18 protein-coding genes, 1 tRNA gene and 3 pseudogenes are annotated in these 15,580 nt (G+C 68.5%); 15 read left to right on the forward strand and 7 right to left on the reverse strand.

Annotated features, from left to right (window positions below):
* A pseudogene (locus FV217_RS10065) lies at positions 1-1,042 on the reverse strand (hypothetical protein); the annotation flags it as partial.
* 327 nt (positions 1,043-1,369) lie between these two features.
* On the opposite strand from FV217_RS10065, the gene FV217_RS10070 reads away from it, so the two are divergent.
* The 3 genes from FV217_RS10070 to FV217_RS10080 all read left to right on the forward strand — a co-directional run bounded on the left by FV217_RS10070 (position 1,370) and on the right by FV217_RS10080 (position 4,462).
* On the forward strand, positions 1,370-2,023 hold the full coding sequence (locus FV217_RS10070; RefSeq protein ID WP_147817054.1) for a transglutaminase-like cysteine peptidase: 654 nt from the start codon (positions 1,370-1,372) through the stop codon (positions 2,021-2,023).
* 218 nt (positions 2,024-2,241) lie between these two features.
* Complete coding sequence (locus tag FV217_RS10075; protein ID WP_147817055.1) at positions 2,242-2,574, forward strand: hypothetical protein; 333 nt, start codon at positions 2,242-2,244, stop codon at positions 2,572-2,574.
* Between the two features lie 379 nt (positions 2,575-2,953).
* Positions 2,954-4,462, forward strand: a complete 1,509-nt coding sequence (locus FV217_RS10080; RefSeq protein ID WP_147817056.1) for a TolC family outer membrane protein — start codon at positions 2,954-2,956, stop codon at positions 4,460-4,462.
* A 113-nt stretch (positions 4,463-4,575) separates the two neighbouring features.
* Here FV217_RS10080 and FV217_RS10085 read toward each other — a convergent pair.
* Positions 4,576-4,649, reverse strand: a tRNA-Gln gene (locus tag FV217_RS10085).
* 173 nt (positions 4,650-4,822) lie between these two features.
* Positions 4,823-5,068, reverse strand: a complete 246-nt coding sequence (locus tag FV217_RS10090; RefSeq protein WP_147817057.1) for a hypothetical protein — start codon at positions 5,066-5,068, stop codon at positions 4,823-4,825.
* Between the two features lie 246 nt (positions 5,069-5,314).
* On the opposite strand from FV217_RS10090, the gene FV217_RS10095 reads away from it, so the two are divergent.
* The 3 genes from FV217_RS10095 to FV217_RS10105 all read left to right on the forward strand — a co-directional run bounded on the left by FV217_RS10095 (position 5,315) and on the right by FV217_RS10105 (position 6,167).
* Positions 5,315-5,521, forward strand: a complete 207-nt coding sequence (locus FV217_RS10095; RefSeq protein ID WP_147817058.1) for a hypothetical protein — start codon at positions 5,315-5,317, stop codon at positions 5,519-5,521.
* Between the two features lie 131 nt (positions 5,522-5,652).
* Positions 5,653-5,844, forward strand: a complete 192-nt coding sequence (locus FV217_RS10100) for a hypothetical protein (protein WP_147817059.1) — start codon at positions 5,653-5,655, stop codon at positions 5,842-5,844.
* Positions 5,845-5,870: 26 nt separating this feature from the next.
* Complete coding sequence (locus tag FV217_RS10105) at positions 5,871-6,167, forward strand: hypothetical protein (protein ID WP_147817060.1); 297 nt, start codon at positions 5,871-5,873, stop codon at positions 6,165-6,167.
* A gap of 73 nt (positions 6,168-6,240) precedes the next feature.
* Here FV217_RS10105 and FV217_RS10110 read toward each other — a convergent pair.
* Positions 6,241-6,545, reverse strand: a pseudogene (locus FV217_RS10110) (hypothetical protein); the annotation flags it as partial.
* Here FV217_RS10110 and FV217_RS10115 point away from each other — a divergent pair.
* The 7 genes and pseudogenes from FV217_RS10115 to FV217_RS10145 form a co-directional block, all read left to right on the forward strand.
* Positions 6,519-6,920 (forward strand): annotated as a pseudogene (locus tag FV217_RS10115) ((5-formylfuran-3-yl)methyl phosphate synthase); the annotation flags it as partial. The pseudogenes FV217_RS10110 and FV217_RS10115 sit on opposite strands and share 27 nt — an antisense overlap.
* 2 nt (positions 6,921-6,922) lie before the next feature.
* Positions 6,923-7,504, forward strand: a complete 582-nt coding sequence (locus FV217_RS10120; RefSeq protein ID WP_147817061.1) for a uridylate kinase — start codon at positions 6,923-6,925, stop codon at positions 7,502-7,504.
* A complete protein-coding gene (locus tag FV217_RS10125; RefSeq protein WP_147817062.1) occupies positions 7,501-9,066 on the forward strand; it encodes a DUF6513 domain-containing protein in 1,566 nt (521 codons plus the stop codon). Before FV217_RS10120 ends, FV217_RS10125 begins: the two co-directional genes overlap by 4 nt.
* Before the next feature lie 6 nt (positions 9,067-9,072).
* Positions 9,073-9,669, forward strand: coding sequence for a DUF447 domain-containing protein (locus FV217_RS10130; protein ID WP_147817063.1), 597 nt, complete (start codon positions 9,073-9,075; stop codon positions 9,667-9,669).
* Positions 9,670-9,689: 20 nt separating this feature from the next.
* Complete coding sequence (locus FV217_RS10135) at positions 9,690-10,229, forward strand: SRPBCC family protein (protein ID WP_147817064.1); 540 nt, start codon at positions 9,690-9,692, stop codon at positions 10,227-10,229.
* A gap of 64 nt (positions 10,230-10,293) precedes the next feature.
* Positions 10,294-10,824: an SRPBCC family protein gene (locus FV217_RS10140; RefSeq protein ID WP_147817065.1), complete on the forward strand. Its 531-nt coding sequence runs from the start codon at positions 10,294-10,296 to the stop codon at positions 10,822-10,824.
* A 233-nt stretch (positions 10,825-11,057) separates the two neighbouring features.
* On the forward strand, positions 11,058-12,008 hold the full coding sequence (locus tag FV217_RS10145) for a YncE family protein (protein ID WP_147817066.1): 951 nt from the start codon (positions 11,058-11,060) through the stop codon (positions 12,006-12,008).
* Between the two features lie 71 nt (positions 12,009-12,079).
* Here the strand turns inward: FV217_RS10145 and FV217_RS10150 are convergent, their stop codons facing one another.
* Entirely contained in the window at positions 12,080-12,262 is a 183-nt protein-coding gene (locus tag FV217_RS10150) for a hypothetical protein (protein ID WP_147817067.1), read from the reverse strand.
* Positions 12,263-12,409: 147 nt separating this feature from the next.
* Here FV217_RS10150 and FV217_RS10155 point away from each other — a divergent pair, with 147 nt between their 5' ends.
* On the forward strand, positions 12,410-12,961 hold the full coding sequence (locus FV217_RS10155) for a hypothetical protein (RefSeq protein WP_147817101.1): 552 nt from the start codon (positions 12,410-12,412) through the stop codon (positions 12,959-12,961).
* 39 nt (positions 12,962-13,000) lie between these two features.
* Here FV217_RS10155 and FV217_RS10160 read toward each other — a convergent pair whose 3' ends face one another.
* Positions 13,001-14,056, reverse strand: a complete 1,056-nt coding sequence (locus tag FV217_RS10160) for a hydantoinase/oxoprolinase family protein (RefSeq protein WP_246682758.1) — start codon at positions 14,054-14,056, stop codon at positions 13,001-13,003.
* A 26-nt stretch (positions 14,057-14,082) separates the two neighbouring features.
* Here FV217_RS10160 and FV217_RS10165 point away from each other — a divergent pair, with 26 nt between their 5' ends.
* Positions 14,083-14,760, forward strand: coding sequence for a HisA/HisF-related TIM barrel protein (locus FV217_RS10165; RefSeq protein ID WP_147817069.1), 678 nt, complete (start codon positions 14,083-14,085; stop codon positions 14,758-14,760).
* Between the two features lie 167 nt (positions 14,761-14,927).
* On the opposite strand, the gene fae is transcribed toward FV217_RS10165, so the two are convergent.
* Entirely contained in the window at positions 14,928-15,440 is a 513-nt protein-coding gene (gene fae, locus FV217_RS10170; RefSeq protein WP_147817070.1) for a 5,6,7,8-tetrahydromethanopterin hydro-lyase, read from the reverse strand.
* Positions 15,441-15,580: the final 140 nt, after the last annotated feature.

The raw sequence follows: 15,580 nt of genomic DNA on the forward strand, positions 1-15,580 counted from the left end.
GTGCGCACGTTTCGCGGGGCCTTGCGGGCGCTGCCGCGGCGGGCGTCTCGGCCCTAGGCGCAGCACCCGGCACCACCGTGAACGGCAGATCGCCCTGCGCCACCCGGCCACCGAGGGTGTCCCGGAGGAAGAAGGTCAGCACGTAGGAGCCCGGCGCCAGATCGCGGAACGTCATGGCGCTCGTCACGTAGACCGGCGGCGGCTCGGCCCCCTGGAAGGAGACGGCCTCGTCGAGCTCGGTCTTGCGGGGGTAGACGCTCTGGCGCGCCCAGGTCCGGACCTCGTAATCGAGGCCGACGCCGACGCGGCTCTTGCCGGCCTCGCCCGGGGCGACGGTCAGGCCGGCCGCCTCGATATAGACCAGCAGCGTGTCGCCCTGCGGAAAGGCGTTGGAGGACCGCGCCGCGACGTCGCCGAAATCCTTGGCCTTGCGCGACACGAACAGCAGTCGCGGCAGGGCGAGGGGCCGCGCGGCCTGGGCCACCGGGGCCGACGGGGGAGGGGCCGAGGCCACCGGAGGCGCGGGCTTCGCAGGCAGAGGCTTCGTCGGCTCGGACTTGGCGCCCGTGCTCTCCGCGACCCACTTGTCGACGTTCCAGATCTCCTCGTTGCCGTCGACGGTTTCGACGAACTGTTCGAGGGCCTTGCGCAGCATCGTCTTGGAGATCAGCGAACTGTCGTAGGTCGCCTCGATGTTCAGCGACAGCTCGCCTTCGTCGTCCACCATCGCGAACACGAAGTAGCCGTAGCTGTTGGCCGCCAGCATCTTGAGGGCCGGAATGGCCTTCTGTTTCTCGGCCGGGATGTCCCAGTTGGTCGAGATCATGAAGGTCGACTTGTCGTCGGCCAGCCCGATCGCGGCTTGGCTGTCGAAGCGGCCGAGCCCGTCGACGAGGACGAGGCTGTCCTCGACGCGGGCGTCCTTGAAGCCCGCCTCCACCAGCATCGACTTGATCCGGTTCAGCGTCAGGCCCTGCGCCTGCGCGAAGGCCGGCTGGAGCACGAGGAAGAACCCCAGAAGAAGGGAAGCGATCTTCAGCACCGTCGACACTCTTCCTAGGGAGACCGCCCGAGGCGGCTGCTGGCAGATCCAACCCGTGGCGCGAAGCGATCGCGAACGCCCCGGCAGCCATCTGTCACCGACTCGCGAAGCGGGACAATTGGCGCGCGATACTTATGCACGGGCGCGGCCGGACCGCCCGGCCGGAGATTTGTCCGTACGTCCCAAATTTCGTCACGGGACCGTCGACGACGGGATGCCACCCGGAAGAAGCCGCGGCCCGTTAACCGATCTTTAACCGAATGATTGCCGCGGAGAGGCAGCTGTGAGACGTTCGTTAACAGAAGCTTAACGGGGTTCACCGAAGCCATGCGTACCGGCGTTTCGAAGCGGATGACGGCCCCGGTCCGCAGCCTGATCGCAGGTCTCGCGGCGCTCGCCGCCCTCGCGTCCGGCTCCGCCGCCCAGGCGCAGACCCTCGCCTCGCTGCCGTCCTCCGGCCTCGCCGCCTCGATCACCGGAACCGCCCGGCCGATCGCCGCCTGGACCGAGTTCTGCGAGCGCTACGCCAGCGAATGCGCCGTGGATCGCAGCGAGGCCGCGTCGATCACCCTGACCCCGGCGATCTGGCAGACCCTCAACACCATCAACCGCCGGGTGAACAAGGCGATCCACGCCGTCACCGACCAGGACCACTGGAACGTCGCAGACCGCTGGGACCTCGCGGAGGACGGCCAGGGCGATTGCGAGGATTTCCAGCTGCGCAAGCGGGCGCTCCTGGCCGATGCCGGCCTGCCGCGCCGGGCCATGCGCATGACCGTCGTGATCGACGAGAAGGGCGAGGGTCATGCGGTGCTCACCATCCTTACCGATCGCGGCGACCTCGTGCTCGACAACAAGACCAGCGCCGTCCTGCCCTGGCGCCAGACCGGCTACACCTTCATCAAGCGCGAGAGCCAGGACGCGGTCGCCTGGGTCGGCCTCGGCGTCGCCGTCTCGCCGGTGACGACGGCGAACCGCTGATCGCCTGTGGCGCAAGAGTGGCGCGCGGCGGGTCTCCAGCGACATCCTGCGGAGACGGGTTTTCCCGAAACGGGACGGCCGCGCGGCGTCGATCGTAACGAATGCCTTAAGGTTTTGGCCGCAAGGGTTACCGGAGCGTTTCGCAGAAGCCGCGAATGCGCCGTGTCCAGTTCCGCCGCGCCTCCATGCAGGTCCGGCGACGGTCAGGAGCCCCTGCCATGGTCTCGGCTCGCACGATCTCTCGCACTGTGCTGTTCGCCTGCGCGATCGGCTGTGCCGCGCCTGCGCTGGCCCAGGGCGGCGTGAGCGACCGGCACGACGCCTGGCGCACCTGCCTCACCGACGCCTTCACCCTGCGCGCCGCCCTCTCCGGCCGCACATCGGCCGCGGAAGCGGCGCTCGGCGAATGCCGCGCGAGCGAAACAGCCTATCTCTCCGCCTTATCCTCCTCTCCGCTTGTCGACGAGGACGACGTCACGCGCGTCCGTCCGGCGCTTCTGGTGCGCGCGCGGACATGGCTGCTGTCGGGCAAGACGAGCCGGAGCCTGTAGGGCAGGGCCGACCGAGCTGCCGCCGCTGCGGAACGGATCGCCGTCGGATCGGACGGCGCAGGTCGGGTAGGGCGATCCCTACGCCGTCGCGGCGAGCCGAAGCCGAGGCGATCAAGCGCCAACCCTCTGCCGGTCGGGACGTGCCACCCGCAGAACTGTGTTACGGCAGATTTTCGGTGTCGTTTTACTTTCGAGTCCAAATTCGTGCGGCCGCTAGATTTGCAGTTCGACTGGTTTATGAACTGAAAATCGATCCATCTTGGAAGGTGGCAGAAGACTTTCGGTAGAAGAGGCATTTACCCAAAATTAAACTTAACATTCGATAGTCTCGCCCGAGGACGACGTGCGGGGCACGGGCTCGGTAGGGCTTGCGAGTTTGATGACCGATCGAGCCGCGGCGCGAGACGACGTCCGCCGCCAGCATCCCCGGCGCGTCCCGTCTCCGCGTGAGGCCCGGTCCTTCGCGCTCGGCGGCCTGCTCGCCGCCGTCGCCGTCGCGGCTCTGTGCGTGGGTCCCGGACAGGCGGCGCCGGCCGGAACGCTCTACGACGCCTTCCGGGCCGCCTATGCCAACAACCCCACCATCGGCGCGCAGCGCGCCGCCGTCCGGGTCGGCGTACAGGACGTGGCCATCTCCGCCACGGGCTTTGCTCCCGACATCAGCCTGAACTCGGATATCGGCTACCGCGACCGCAACGTCCTATCGCCGGGCTATCCCAGGATAGACCAGGGAAGCCGCCCACGCGGCTACGGGGCCGGCCTGACGCAGAACCTATGGAACGGCTTCAGGACCACGAATAGCGTGGCACGGGACGAGGCCGCCCTGCTGTCGCAACGAGACAGGCTTTCGGAAACCGAGCAATTCATTCTCGCCGACGTCGCGACATCCTATGTGGACGTGCTGCGCGACACCGCCATCCTCGAAATCCGGCAGAAGAACCAGGAACTGCTCGCGGCCCGGCACAGGCAGGCGCTGTATCAATTCGAGGTCGGCCAGATCACCAAGACCGATGCCGAACAGACCGCGGCGAGCCTGGCCCGGAGCAAGGCCGACATCGCCGTCGCCAAGCTGAACCTCGACACGAGCCGCGCGGTCTTCGCCTCGATCGTGGGCTACGATCCGGGACCGCTCGCCCGCACGGGCCTGCCGACGGCCCTGATGCCCAAGAGCCTCGACGGCGCCATCGCGAAGGCGATGAAGCTCAATCCGGCCATTCGCGCCGCCAGGAACGCGATCACGGCGGCCGAGCTGAACATCGCCGTCCAGAAGTCCGGGTACCTGCCCTCGCTCGACCTGTCGGTGTCGGCCGACCGGCGATGGGACCCCGACATCATCCTGCCGAAGAGCCAGCTCGACCAGATGTCGGTGGTCGGGCGGCTCACCGTCCCGATCTTCGACCGCGGCCTGACCCCGGCCGCAGTGCAGCGCGCGGCCGAGATTCGCAGCCAGAAGCTGTCCGAGCTCGACCGGGAGCGCGCCGTCGTGCGCGCGGGCGTCATCCAGAGCTGGGGGCTGTACGTCGCATCCGAGAGCACGATCCGGTCCGCGCAGGCCCAGATCCTCGCCAACGATCGCGCGCTCACCGGAGCCACCCTCGAAGCAAGCGTCGGACAGCGGACCACGCTCGACGTGCTGATCACGCAGCAGGCGCTGCTCGATTCCCGGGTGAGCCTCGAAACCGCCGAGCGCGACCGGATCGTCGCCGGCTTCCGTCTGCTGGCGCTGATGTCGGACATGTCGCTCGACACCATCCGTCCGCAGGATCTCCGCTACACCCCGCCCGCCCGGCCGGTGGCACTGCCGCCGATGGCCAGGAGACTGTCCCTGGGCGACGAGCCGTCCACCCTGCCGACGCTGCGGCCGGCGTTCGATTCCAGCGTCAACTGACAGGGGATTGTCGGTCGGCGTAGGGCACCGAATGCCGGTCCGCCGTCCGCCGCATTGTTGCGGGACAGCAAGAAAAAACCCGCCAAGTCATTGACCTAGCGGGCGAAATTAGATGGCTGGGGGACGAGGATTCGAACCTCGACTAGAGGAGTCAGAGTCCACTGTTCTACCGTTAAACTATCCCCCACCGCCGAGAGCCTGACATCGTCGAAGGATGCGGCTCCCATGATCCGGTACGACGTCAAATGTGTCGGCCGGCGCAGTTCGGGCCGTTTACGGGCTTCACGACCCGTTGTCCAGCCCATGTTTTCGGCGCGCGAAAGCGACCTCACGCGCGGCTTTTCAGAGCGCTTCGCCGGGTCAGTCCGCCAGTTCCGGCATGCGCGGGCGGAGCGAGGAGAGACGGCGTGCGTGCTCGACCACTCGGCGTGCTGCGGCAAGGGCGGTCGCCGATCGCAGGTCGGCCTTCGGCATGCCGTCCCGTTGCGCTGCGCGGGCGAGGGCGCGCAGCTGCCGCGCATCCCCGGCAGCCCGGACACGGATCGCGGCGACGGGTTCGCTGGCCGGCGTGGAAGCCGACGCGCCGAAAGAAGGGGCGGTGATCATGGAGAAGCCCTCAAGACCGGCAGGAGCCGTGTCCCGATGTGATCCGCGCTTCTGACACGCTTTTCAGTGTTCGGCAACAATTCGAGCGATGCGTTTTCTACTGATCCGCCATCGGGATTCGGCGTCGGTTAAGAAAATCAGTATTCGCACACTGCGATTCGGCTCGTCTCGTAACCCTCGGCCGCGATCGGCCACCAGTGCCGAGTCGGGGGGTGCATGGCGCGCGCGCGAATGGCAGAAGGGGGTATGACTCTCGTTCTCGGCATCGCACTGGCCGTCGTCCTTCTGGTGATGGTGTTCTGGCGCCGTCACCTCGGATCATTGATGCAGGTCGCGAGCCTGCTGGGGGGCCTGCTGCTGTTGATCTGGCTGCAGGACAACGGCTACCTCCGCGGCAATGGCGCGCCGCCCCTGCTCGACGGAAGCGCGCTGCCGCAGGATCGGCCGCGTTAGGGCAGGGTCCTGAGGTCGGCCCGACAATATTTTGCTGGATCGGACCGGACGGTCGCCATACCAACCCCATGTGGTATGGATGCGCCGACTGCCTCGAAAATAGGCAGAGGTGCCATTCTCGGGAGATTCGAATGCGAAACCTACTCGTCCTGTTGATCGTGCTCGTCGGCGGCTTCGTGCTCGTCGGAATGTTCGTCGCGCCGAACCAGCCGGAGCTGCGGACCTGGTATCTGGCCAATGCCTGCGAGACCCTCGACAAGGTCAGCCCGCAGATCTGCGATCCGATCCGCAAGGCCGACGGTGCGCCGGCGGACAAGATCTGATCCGGCCGACGACCCCGCCGCCGCGCGTGAACCGCTTTGTGGACTGGTTCTTCCGGGACCGCACCACCGGCACGGTCGTCATCGGGCAATGGCCGAACCCGCCCCTTTGGCTGTTCGGTCTGGCGGCCGGGCTCTCGTGGGTGATCGAGGCGGCGGGGCTTCCCGCGCCGGCCTCGGTGGTCCTGGGGTTGCAGATCGCGTCGGCCGTCTGCCTCGCGTGGTGGGCGCTCGACGAGGTGATCCGCGGCGTCAATCCGTGGCGGAGATGTCTTGGAGGGGGCGTGCTGCTGTTCGGGCTGTGGAAGCTCACGGGCGGCTTGTAGTCCAGTCGTCTCAAGAAAAAGGGCCGCTCGCGCGACCCCTTTCCCCGACGAACGTCAGATCCTCGACGCAGCGTCAGTAGCAGCGCTGAACGAGGACGCGGCGATAGCCGAAAGGCGTCCAGCGCAGGCGCGGAACGGTGTAGCAGCCACCGCCATACCCGTAGTCGTCGTAGCCGACGTTCGAGTAGCCGTAGGGATAACCGTAAGCGCCATACCCGCCGTAGAGACCGCCTGCGGCGAGGCCGAGACCCAGGCCCAACCCGAGGCCGCCATAGCCAAAGCCTCTCCGGCGCCAGCCATAGCCGCCGCCGAAGCCACGACCGCCGTAGAAGCCGGCGCCCCCCGGTATCCACCGAAGCCGCCGCCGCCGAAGCCGCCCGCGACCGGCTGGTCGGCGTGCTGTTCGCCGAGGACGAGCTCGCGCTCGACATGGTGCCGCGGCTCGCCGCGTCCGGCTTTCGCGGCGCGATGATCGACACGCGTGCCAAGACCGGACGCCGCCTGAGCGACCTCCTGGCCCCCGACCGGCTCGCCGCCTTCGTCGCCGCGTGCCGGAGCCATGGGCTGATCTCGGGATTGGCCGGATCGCTGCGCGTGGAGGACGTGCCGGCGCTGGCCGCGCACGAACCCGGCTATCTCGGATTTCGCGGCGGCCTCTGCCAGGACGGCGACCGGCGCAACGCGCTCGATCCCGTGCGGGTGAGCGCCGCGGTGCAGGCTCTGCGCGCCCTCGGGCGGCGCGACGCGGCGTGACCATGGCGGCTCCGGGTCCGGTGAGCGTGGTCAAGGTCGGCGGCAGCCTGCTCGCCGATGCGCCACGGCTGCATAGCGTGCTGGCTCGGCTTGCCGACGGCGCCGAGGGGCGGGCCGTGATCGTGCCCGGCGGCGGACCCTTCGCCGAGGCGGTGCGCACGTCGCAGGCCGCGCTCGGCTATTCGGACGCCCTCGCCCACCGCCTCGCCCTCGACGCCATGGGCCGCATGGCGGAGGTGTTTTGCGAGATCGCGCCGCGGCTCGCCATCGTCCACAGCGTCGAAGCGGCGGCCGCGCACGAGGCCCCCTGCCTCTGGGCTCCCGCCGCGTTGCGCGCCGGTCATCCCGGCATTCCCGAGAGCTGGGACGTGACCTCGGACAGCCTCGCCCTCTGGCTCGCCGCGGCGCTCGGCGCGACGCGTTGCCTGCTGCTGAAATCGGCGCCCTGCCCTGCCGGGGCCTCGCCGGAGGCCCTTGCGCGTCTCGGGCTGGTGGACCGGGCGTTCCCGGACTTCGCGCGGCGCTTCTCCGGCGAGATCTTCCTGCAAGGCCCGGACCTACCGTTGCAGGACGCCGCGGCATGAGCGGCGATTCCTCTTCGAGCAGAGAACATCTCCTCTTCATCACCGGCAAGCTCGCCCACGCCCGGCTGGAAAAGGTCGCGAACACGCTGCCGCCCGAGCGCTTCGCCTGGTCGATCGCCGATGCCGGCGTGAAGGTCGCCGCGCTGATGACGGAAGAGATCATCAAGCGCCGCATCACCATCCCCGAGGGCGCGACGCGCATCGTCCTGCCCGGCCGCTGCCGTGCGAACCCGGAGGTGCTGGCCGAGCACTTCAAGCTGCCGGTCGAGCGTGGTCCGGACGAGATCGTCGACCTGCCGGCCTTCTTGGGTCTTGCCGGACGCAAGGTCGACTTGTCGAAACACGACCTGAGGATCTTCTCGGAGATCGTCGACGCGTCGAAGATGAGCGTCGACCAGATCGTCGCGAAGGGGCTCGACCTCGCCCGCCGCGGCTCGGACGTCATCGACCTCGGCGGCCTGCCCGACACGCCGTTCCCGCATCTCGACGACGCCGTGCGCGCGATGAAGCAGGCCGGCCTGACGGTCAGCGTCGACTCGTTCTCGCTCGACGAACTCACGCGGGGCGCGAAGGCGGGTGCCGACTACCTGCTCAGCCTCAACGAGGAAACCCTCGATCTCGCCTTCGAGATCGGCGCGGTGCCCGTCCTCGTGCCGATGCGGCCGGACGACATGCCCTCCCTCGACCGGGCGATCGAGCGGATGGAGAAGGCCGGCCTGCCCTACATGGCCGACCCGATCCTCGAGCCGATCCATTTCGGCTTCGTCGAGTCGATCGCCCGCTACAACGACGTGCGGAAGCGCTGGCCGGACATCGAGATGATGATGGGCACGGGCAACCTCACGGAGCTGACGGAGGCCGACAGCCTCGGCGTCACGGCGCTCCTCGCGGGAATGTGTTCCGAACTGTCGATCCGCAACGTGCTCATCGTCCAGGTCTCCAATCACACCCGGCGCACGGTGGAGGAGCACGACGCCGCCCGGCGCGTGATGTACGCGGCCAAGGCGGATTCGGCCCTGCCCAAGGGCTACGGCCGGGACCTACTGGCACTTCACGACAAGCGGCCCTTCGTGCAGACACCGGACGAAATCGCAACGCTCGCTGCCGAAGTGCGCGATCCCAACTACCGCATTGCCGTCGCCGAGGACGGCATCCACGTCTACAACCGCGCGATCCACAAGGTCGGCACCGACGCGATGGCTTTCTTCTCGGATCTCGACGTTGCGGCGGACGGCGCCCACGCCTTCTATCTCGGCGGCGAGCTGACCAAGGCGGAGACGGCCCTGCGGCTCGGCAAGCGCTACGTGCAGGACGAGCCGCTCGACTGGGGCTGCGCGGCCGAGCGCGACCGCGAGGACACCACGGCCTTCAAGAAGGCCGGACACACGAAGCACAGCGGCCCCGACGCGCCGCCGCCGGGCACGCGCGATGCGCGGCCCGAGGCGGATGCGGCGAAGCCCGAGACCGTGGACGGCCGCGGATCGAACGCGGTCGACGACGCGTTGAGCACACCGAAATCCGGCCGCATCGTCTGCGGCAAGCTCGTGCCGGACGAGAACTGAGCCTCAGTGCCCTTCATCCTCGAAACCATCGTCACGACCCTGTCGCCGGAGGGCGAACTGCACCTCGTGCCGTTCGGGCTGATCCGCGACGGCGAGGACTATGTGCTGGCGCCGTTCCGGCCCTCGCCGACCATCCTCAACCTCGAGGCCTCGCCGTATTTCGTGGCGTCGTCGCCGACGGACGTGCGCGTCATCGCCGGCGTGGTCACCGGCCGCCGCGACTGGCCGGTGATGGATTGCGACAAGATCCGGGGTAAGCGCCTCGCCTCCTGCTTCGGCCATGCCGAGTTCGAGGTGATTGACAAGGAGGACGACGCACAGCGTCCGCGTTATCGCGGCCGGCTGGTGCATGCGGCGAGCCACAAGCCCTTCCTCGGCTACAACCGGGCGCAGGCAGCGGTGCTGGAGGCCGCGATCCTCTCGACCCGGCTGAAGATGCTGGAACCCGAAAAGATCCTGACCGAGATGGCCTACCACGCCATCGCGATATCCAAGACTGCCGGTCCCGCCGAGCGCGAGGCCTGGGACTGGATCGAGGACAAGGTCGCTGCCGCCCTAGGGCGGACCGACCGCGTCCTCGAACGAACCGAGGCCGGCCGATGACGCGGCATGGGGAGAATACGATGCGCCGGATCGTCTTCGCAGGGATTGCCCTGACGACGCTCGTGGCGGGCGTGGCGCAAGCTCAGCACGCGCCGACGCGCCGCAAGATCGTCGAGGCCATCGAGATCGATGCGGCCGCCGACAAGGTCTGGGCGGTGGTCGGGAACGTGAAGGATTCGAGCTGGGTCGAGCGGGTCGTCGGCACCCGCGAGGACGGCGACGACCCGGCCGTCTCGACGCGGACGCTAACCCTCGGCAGCGGCCGAACCCTCGTGGAGAAGGGCCGCAGATACGACGCCGCCCGCCGCTCCCTCGCCTACTACATTACCAGCAACGACGTTCGCGACCTGCCGGCCGGCGATTACTCGGCCACGATTTCGGTTCAACCGGAGGGCACGGACCGCGCGAAGGTCGAGTGGAACGCCGCGTTCTACCGCGGCTATCCGAACATCAATCCGCCGCCGGAGCTGAACGACGAAAACTCTGAGAAGGCGGTGCGAGCCTGGGTCCATGCCAGCCTTGAGAACCTCAAGGCGCGGGTGGAGAAAGGCGGCTCCTGACGGAGCCTACGAGCACACGAAGATCCGCCGCCCGGATGGCGGCGAAGATGGGAGGAAAGACACGATGCGGTTTCTAACAATGGCCACGGTGGCGGCCCTCGCCACGGTGTCGTTCTCGGCACAGGCCCACGGGCCGAGCCGCCAGAAGGTGTCCGAGTCGATCGAGATCAACGCTCCGGCCGACAAGGTCTGGAAGATCGTCGGCAACTTCCAGGACGGCAGCTGGATCCCGGTGGTCGAGAAGACCGAGGGCAAGGGCGGCAACGAGGTCAAGGCGACCCGCACGCTGACGCTCAAGGGCGGCGCCACGGTGGTGGAAGAGCTCGCCAAGTACGACGACGCGAAGAAGACCTTCATGTACCGGATCGACAAGGTCGACGTGAAGGTGCTGCCGGTGAACGACTATTCCTCGACGATCGAGGTCGAGGATGCCGGCGGCAAGACGAAGCTGACCTGGAAGGGCGCGTTCTACCGCGGCTACATGAACAACGATCCGCCGCCGGACCTGAACGACGAGGCCTCCAAGAAGGCCGTCTCCGACCTCTACAAGGCCAGCCTCACCAACGTGAAGGAAAAGGCCGAGAAGGGCTCGTAGCCTTTTCGTCCCCTCCCCCCTCGGGGAGGGGAATTCTCGCGGTGAATCCGGTCTCCCTATGCTCGCCCTCATCCTGAGGTGCCGCAGGGTAGCGGAGGGCTCCGGCCAGCCGCGCGATCCCCGAAGCCCTCCGTCGAGGCTGGGCTACGCCTCGCACCTGAGGATGAGGTGGTTGGGTGAGATCATGGGTTGCGAACCGTCTACCCAACCCAAGCGACGAGACAGGACCCCGCATGAGCCATCGTCTCGGCCTGCCCCTCTTCTTCTTGACTGTCCTGCTGACCGCGGTGCCCACCTTCGCTCAGGAAGCCTACGTCACCGCCCAGCTCGCCGGTGAGGTTGCCGTGGTCGATCTCGGCCAGGCTAAGGTGATCGCCCACATTCCCCTCGACGGCGCTCCGGCCGGCATCGCCCTCTCGCCGGACCGCCGGACCGCCTACGTCACGCGCCCCGAGGGCCAGTCGGTCGCGGTGCTCGATCTCGACGCGCGCAAGGTGACGGCGAGCCTCGCGGTCCCCGGCGGCCCCCTCGGCATCTGCGTCGACCCGCAGACCGGCACGGTCTACGTCGCCGACTGGTATGCCAGCCGCGTCTTCGTGCTGGCGCCCGCCCCCGAGGGCCTGAAGCAGACCGGCGAGATCGCGGTGGGTAAATCGCCGTCGGGCCTCGCCGTCACGCCCGACGGCCGCAGCCTGCTCGTGGCCAACCGCGAGGCGGATTCGGTCTCGGTGGTCGATCTCGCGACGGCCCGGGAATCGCAAAAAATCGCGGTCGGACAGCATCCGTTCGGCCTGACCCTCTCGGCCGACGGCCGTCGGGCCTACACCGCCAACGTCACCTCGAACGACGTCTCGGTGATCGACGTTGCCGCCCGCCGCGAGATCGGCCGGGTGAAGACCGGCGACCGGCCCTACGTGGTGGCGCTGGCGGGGGGGCGCGGCTTCGTCACCGACCAGTATTCCAACACCGTCACCGCCTTCGGCCTCGACGACCTCAAGCCCGCCGGCACCATCGACGTCGAAGACCACCCCGAGGGCATCGCCGCCGCGAAGGACGGCAAGACGCTCTACGTCGCCAACTGGGGCGACAACTCGCTGAGCGTCATCGATGCCGGAACGCTGAAGGTGACGGGCAAGATCGCGGTGCCGGACGGACCGCGCGCGTTCGGTGATTTCCTGCGGTGAGTGCCAGCGCCGTGAAGGTCATCCGCTCTCGTCTTTGCGAGCCGAAGGCGAAGCGATGACGGAGGTGGCCCTTACCCCTCCTCGCCATCCGCTGGCGAATTCAAAATATCCTCCAGCTCGTCCACGAGCTGGTCGATCTGGTCCTCGCTCGCCAGCACCTTGACGGTGCCGCCGCCTTCCGTGGCGAAGGCGAGTTCGATGGCCTCGCCGGTGCGGGTGGCCAGGATGCGGACGAGTTTCTTGGCAGCGCTCATGCGCGGGGGCCTCGTGCGTGTCGGGTGGATCGGCTCGGCTTCGCGCCGTGAAGGTCTTCCGCAAAGCACGGGCGGAACCGGATTGTCGAGCCGGGGCTTACTGGTCCGGTCGAACCGAGTGCAACCATCGTGATCCTGCTCAGGCCCCTGCTCGCCCTCGTCTTGATGGCCGCCGCGTCCGGCACCCTGGCGCAGACCGAGGTGCCGGCGTCACCGGAGGAGACCACGGTTCCGGGCCCTCCGCCGCCGCTCCCGGACCTGTCCGAGCCGAATTCGCGCAACGCCGAGAGCTTGGCCGAGCCGGGTTCCGGTTCGGCGATCCCCAAGACCCTGCGCGGCTCGGCCGCGAAGGCCGGCGGTCCGGCCAACGATCTCAATGCCGGCGACGCGCCTGCCGGAACGCCACAGCCGGACGCGAACCTCGCCAACGTGCTGGCTGGGACGGAGCTGTTTCACGGCAATTATTGCGGGGCCGGCCAGCGGGGCGAAGGCTTGCCGCCCACCGACGACCTCGACGCGGCCTGCATGCGCCACGACGCTTGCTACGACACGGCCGGCTACGCCTCATGCGCCTGCGACCGGGATCTGGCGCGGGACGCCGCGCTTGTCGCCGATCGGCCAGGCCTTCCGCTCGGCGTGCGGCGCAAGGCCCTTAGCGTGGTCCAGGCCGCGGGCGTGATGGCGTGTCGGGGGCCGTAAGGGTTCTACAGTCCGTTCGGGCTAAAAATGCCGGTGGACTCAATCCTCCGCCAGCAGCCCGACCGCCACGGCCGGCCCGCAGGTCGAGATCCAGCCGGCGTCGCGGTCCGCGAGGCTGTCGGCGATCACGCCGGTGAAGGCCCGGGCTGGGCGGCCGAGACGGCGGGCAAGGCGTTCGGCCAGAAAGCTCCCGGCGCCGCAGATCACCAGCGGCGCGTCCGGCGGGAGGTCGGAGCGGGAGAGCAGCGTCGCGGCGGCGTTGTGGAGGGGGCGGAGCTGGGCCTCGGCGAACCAGGCCGCGAGCGCACGCCATGCCGCCTCGGACCCCTCGGAGTGATCGCGGCCGATGATGCGCGAGAGGCGCGTCTCGGATTCCGCGATCGACTTGCCCTTGAGATCGGCGCTGTGCTGCTGGTCGGCGCCCTCGGGGAGATCGCCGAGCAGGCGGTGGATGTCGGCGGTGGTGGCGAAGGATTCGGCCATGAGCGCCGTGCGCCGACCGGCCCAGGGGGCGTGCGTGGCGAGCGCCGGCAGGGCCGTGCGCACCACGCCGGAATAGACGAGCTCGCCGGTCTCCAGGCGCTCGGCGTCGCTGTAACCGGTGGAGGCGGGCCGGCCGCCGACGATCGGGATCAGGTCGGAGGTGGTCGAGCCGATATCGACCAGCAGCGCATTGGCGACGTGGCGGCCGACGAGGGCGGCGGTGGCGTGCCAGTTGGCCGAGGCGATGTCGGCGGCTTGCGCCTCCGCGGCCTCCAGCGTGACGAAGCCGGAGCGGCCGGCATAGATCCGCACGCGGCCCTTGAGGTTCGCGGCGGCCCAGGCCGCGAGTTGCGCCACGCCGTCGCCGCGGTCCTTGAAGCAATCGGTCAGCTCACCCGTCATGGTGACGGCGTGGTCGGCTTCTTCGCGGGCCCAATCGGGGAGTAGCTTCGAAAAGGTCTCGTCGAGGGCCGGGATACCGCGCCAGAGCTTGCACGGCGCCTGCACCGCCTCGTGCACGCGGCCGCCCTCGACCAGCGCCGCCTTGACATGCACCCCCCCGAGATCCCACCCGATTTTTTTGGGAGTTTGGTCGTGCGCGGGTCGGCTCACGGGCATCTCGCTGGGGGATAAGAAAAATGGCGTTCCGGGTGATTCCGGTGATCGACCTGCGCGGCGGCTGCGTCGTGCGCGCCCGCGCGGGCGACCGCGACGCCTATGCCCCGATCCGCACCCCTTTGGCCAGCGGATCGGCCCCCGCCGACATCGCCCGCGGCCTTCTCGCCGCCTACCCGGCCGAGATTCTCTACGTCGCCGACCTCGACGCCATCGTGGAGGGCCGCGCGCCGGACCTCGCCAGCCTCCGGGCGATCCGGGCGGCCTGTCCCGACGTCGAGCTCTGGGTCGATGCCGGGTTTTCGGATCTGGCCGGGGTCGAGGCGTTCCTCGGCGAAGGGCTCGGCCGGCCGGTGATCGGCAGCGAGAGCCAGACCGATTCCCGCCTGGTCCGTGCGCTGGGCAATCGGGCCGTGCTCTCCCTCGACAGCCGGGGCGACGTGCTGCTCGGTCCGCCGGATTTGCACGCGGACCCGTCGCTGTGGCCTCGCGACGTCATAGTTATGACCCTGGCGAGCATCGGGGCCAATAGGGGGGTGGACACCCTGGCACTCATCCGGGCGATCACCCTGGCACCCACCGTGTCTATCCATGGCGCCGGCGGGGTTCGCGGGCCGGACGACATCCTGGCGTTGCAATCCCTCGGCGCTGCCGGGGCGCTCGTGGCGTCGGCGATCCACGACGGGACGCTGCGCGGGTAGGTTTTCGGCCGCCGTCGGTACCGGCCGGCGCGTTCTATCGGGACAAAAAGAAAGGGACGGCTTGCGCCGTCCCGATCTCGTTAGCGTCCAAGGAAGATGGAGGCCAGTCGCTGGAGCAGGCCCCGCGGAGCAGGCGGAGGCGAACTCTGCCCAGAACTGTCCCCGATCTAAGCGTTCGCTGCGAAGGGGTGGGTCGCGGAGTTGCGCTGCTCGGTGACGACCGAAGCCTTCGGCTCGCCGCGCACAGCGCGCTCGATCGAGAGCTTGGTAGCCTCGTAGTTGTACTTCTGGATCTTGGCGTCGTCAGCCGCTTCCCAGTGGATGAACACGCCGACCAGGATGAACAGGTCGTCGGCTTCGGAAGCCGGGATGGTGCCTTCGGCAACCGCGTCCTGGACAGCCTTGGCGACGCCGTGCTGGGCGGGGCCGAACATCTGGACGGCCTGACGGGCGTCGTTGATGGTGACCTTGTTGAACATCAGCGTGTTGGGCTTGCACGGCAGGTTCGGCGCGATGACTGCGAGCAGGCTGGTGAAGCCGTGCTTGTTGTTCACGAGGCCGTTGCAGAAAGCCGTCTCGGCCGGCGAACCGCGCGGTCCGATGATCAGGTCGATGTGAGCGACCTCATTGCCGTCGCCGACGAGTGCTTCGCCGACCTGAACTTTGTTGATCGTTGCCATTCGGGGGATCTCCCTGGATTCCTCGGAAAAAGGCCGCGCTCCCTCGTGGGCGCAGCCTAAGGCCGTCCTTGTTCTCGGCGCTCGACGAAGGAGCCGAGCCGGTTATCCCGGACAGCGGCGCGGACCGTACAGCGAGCCTC

It is taken from the genome of Methylobacterium sp. WL9 (genome assembly GCF_008040035.1).
Lineage (GTDB): Bacteria > Pseudomonadota > Alphaproteobacteria > Rhizobiales > Beijerinckiaceae > Methylobacterium > Methylobacterium thuringiense.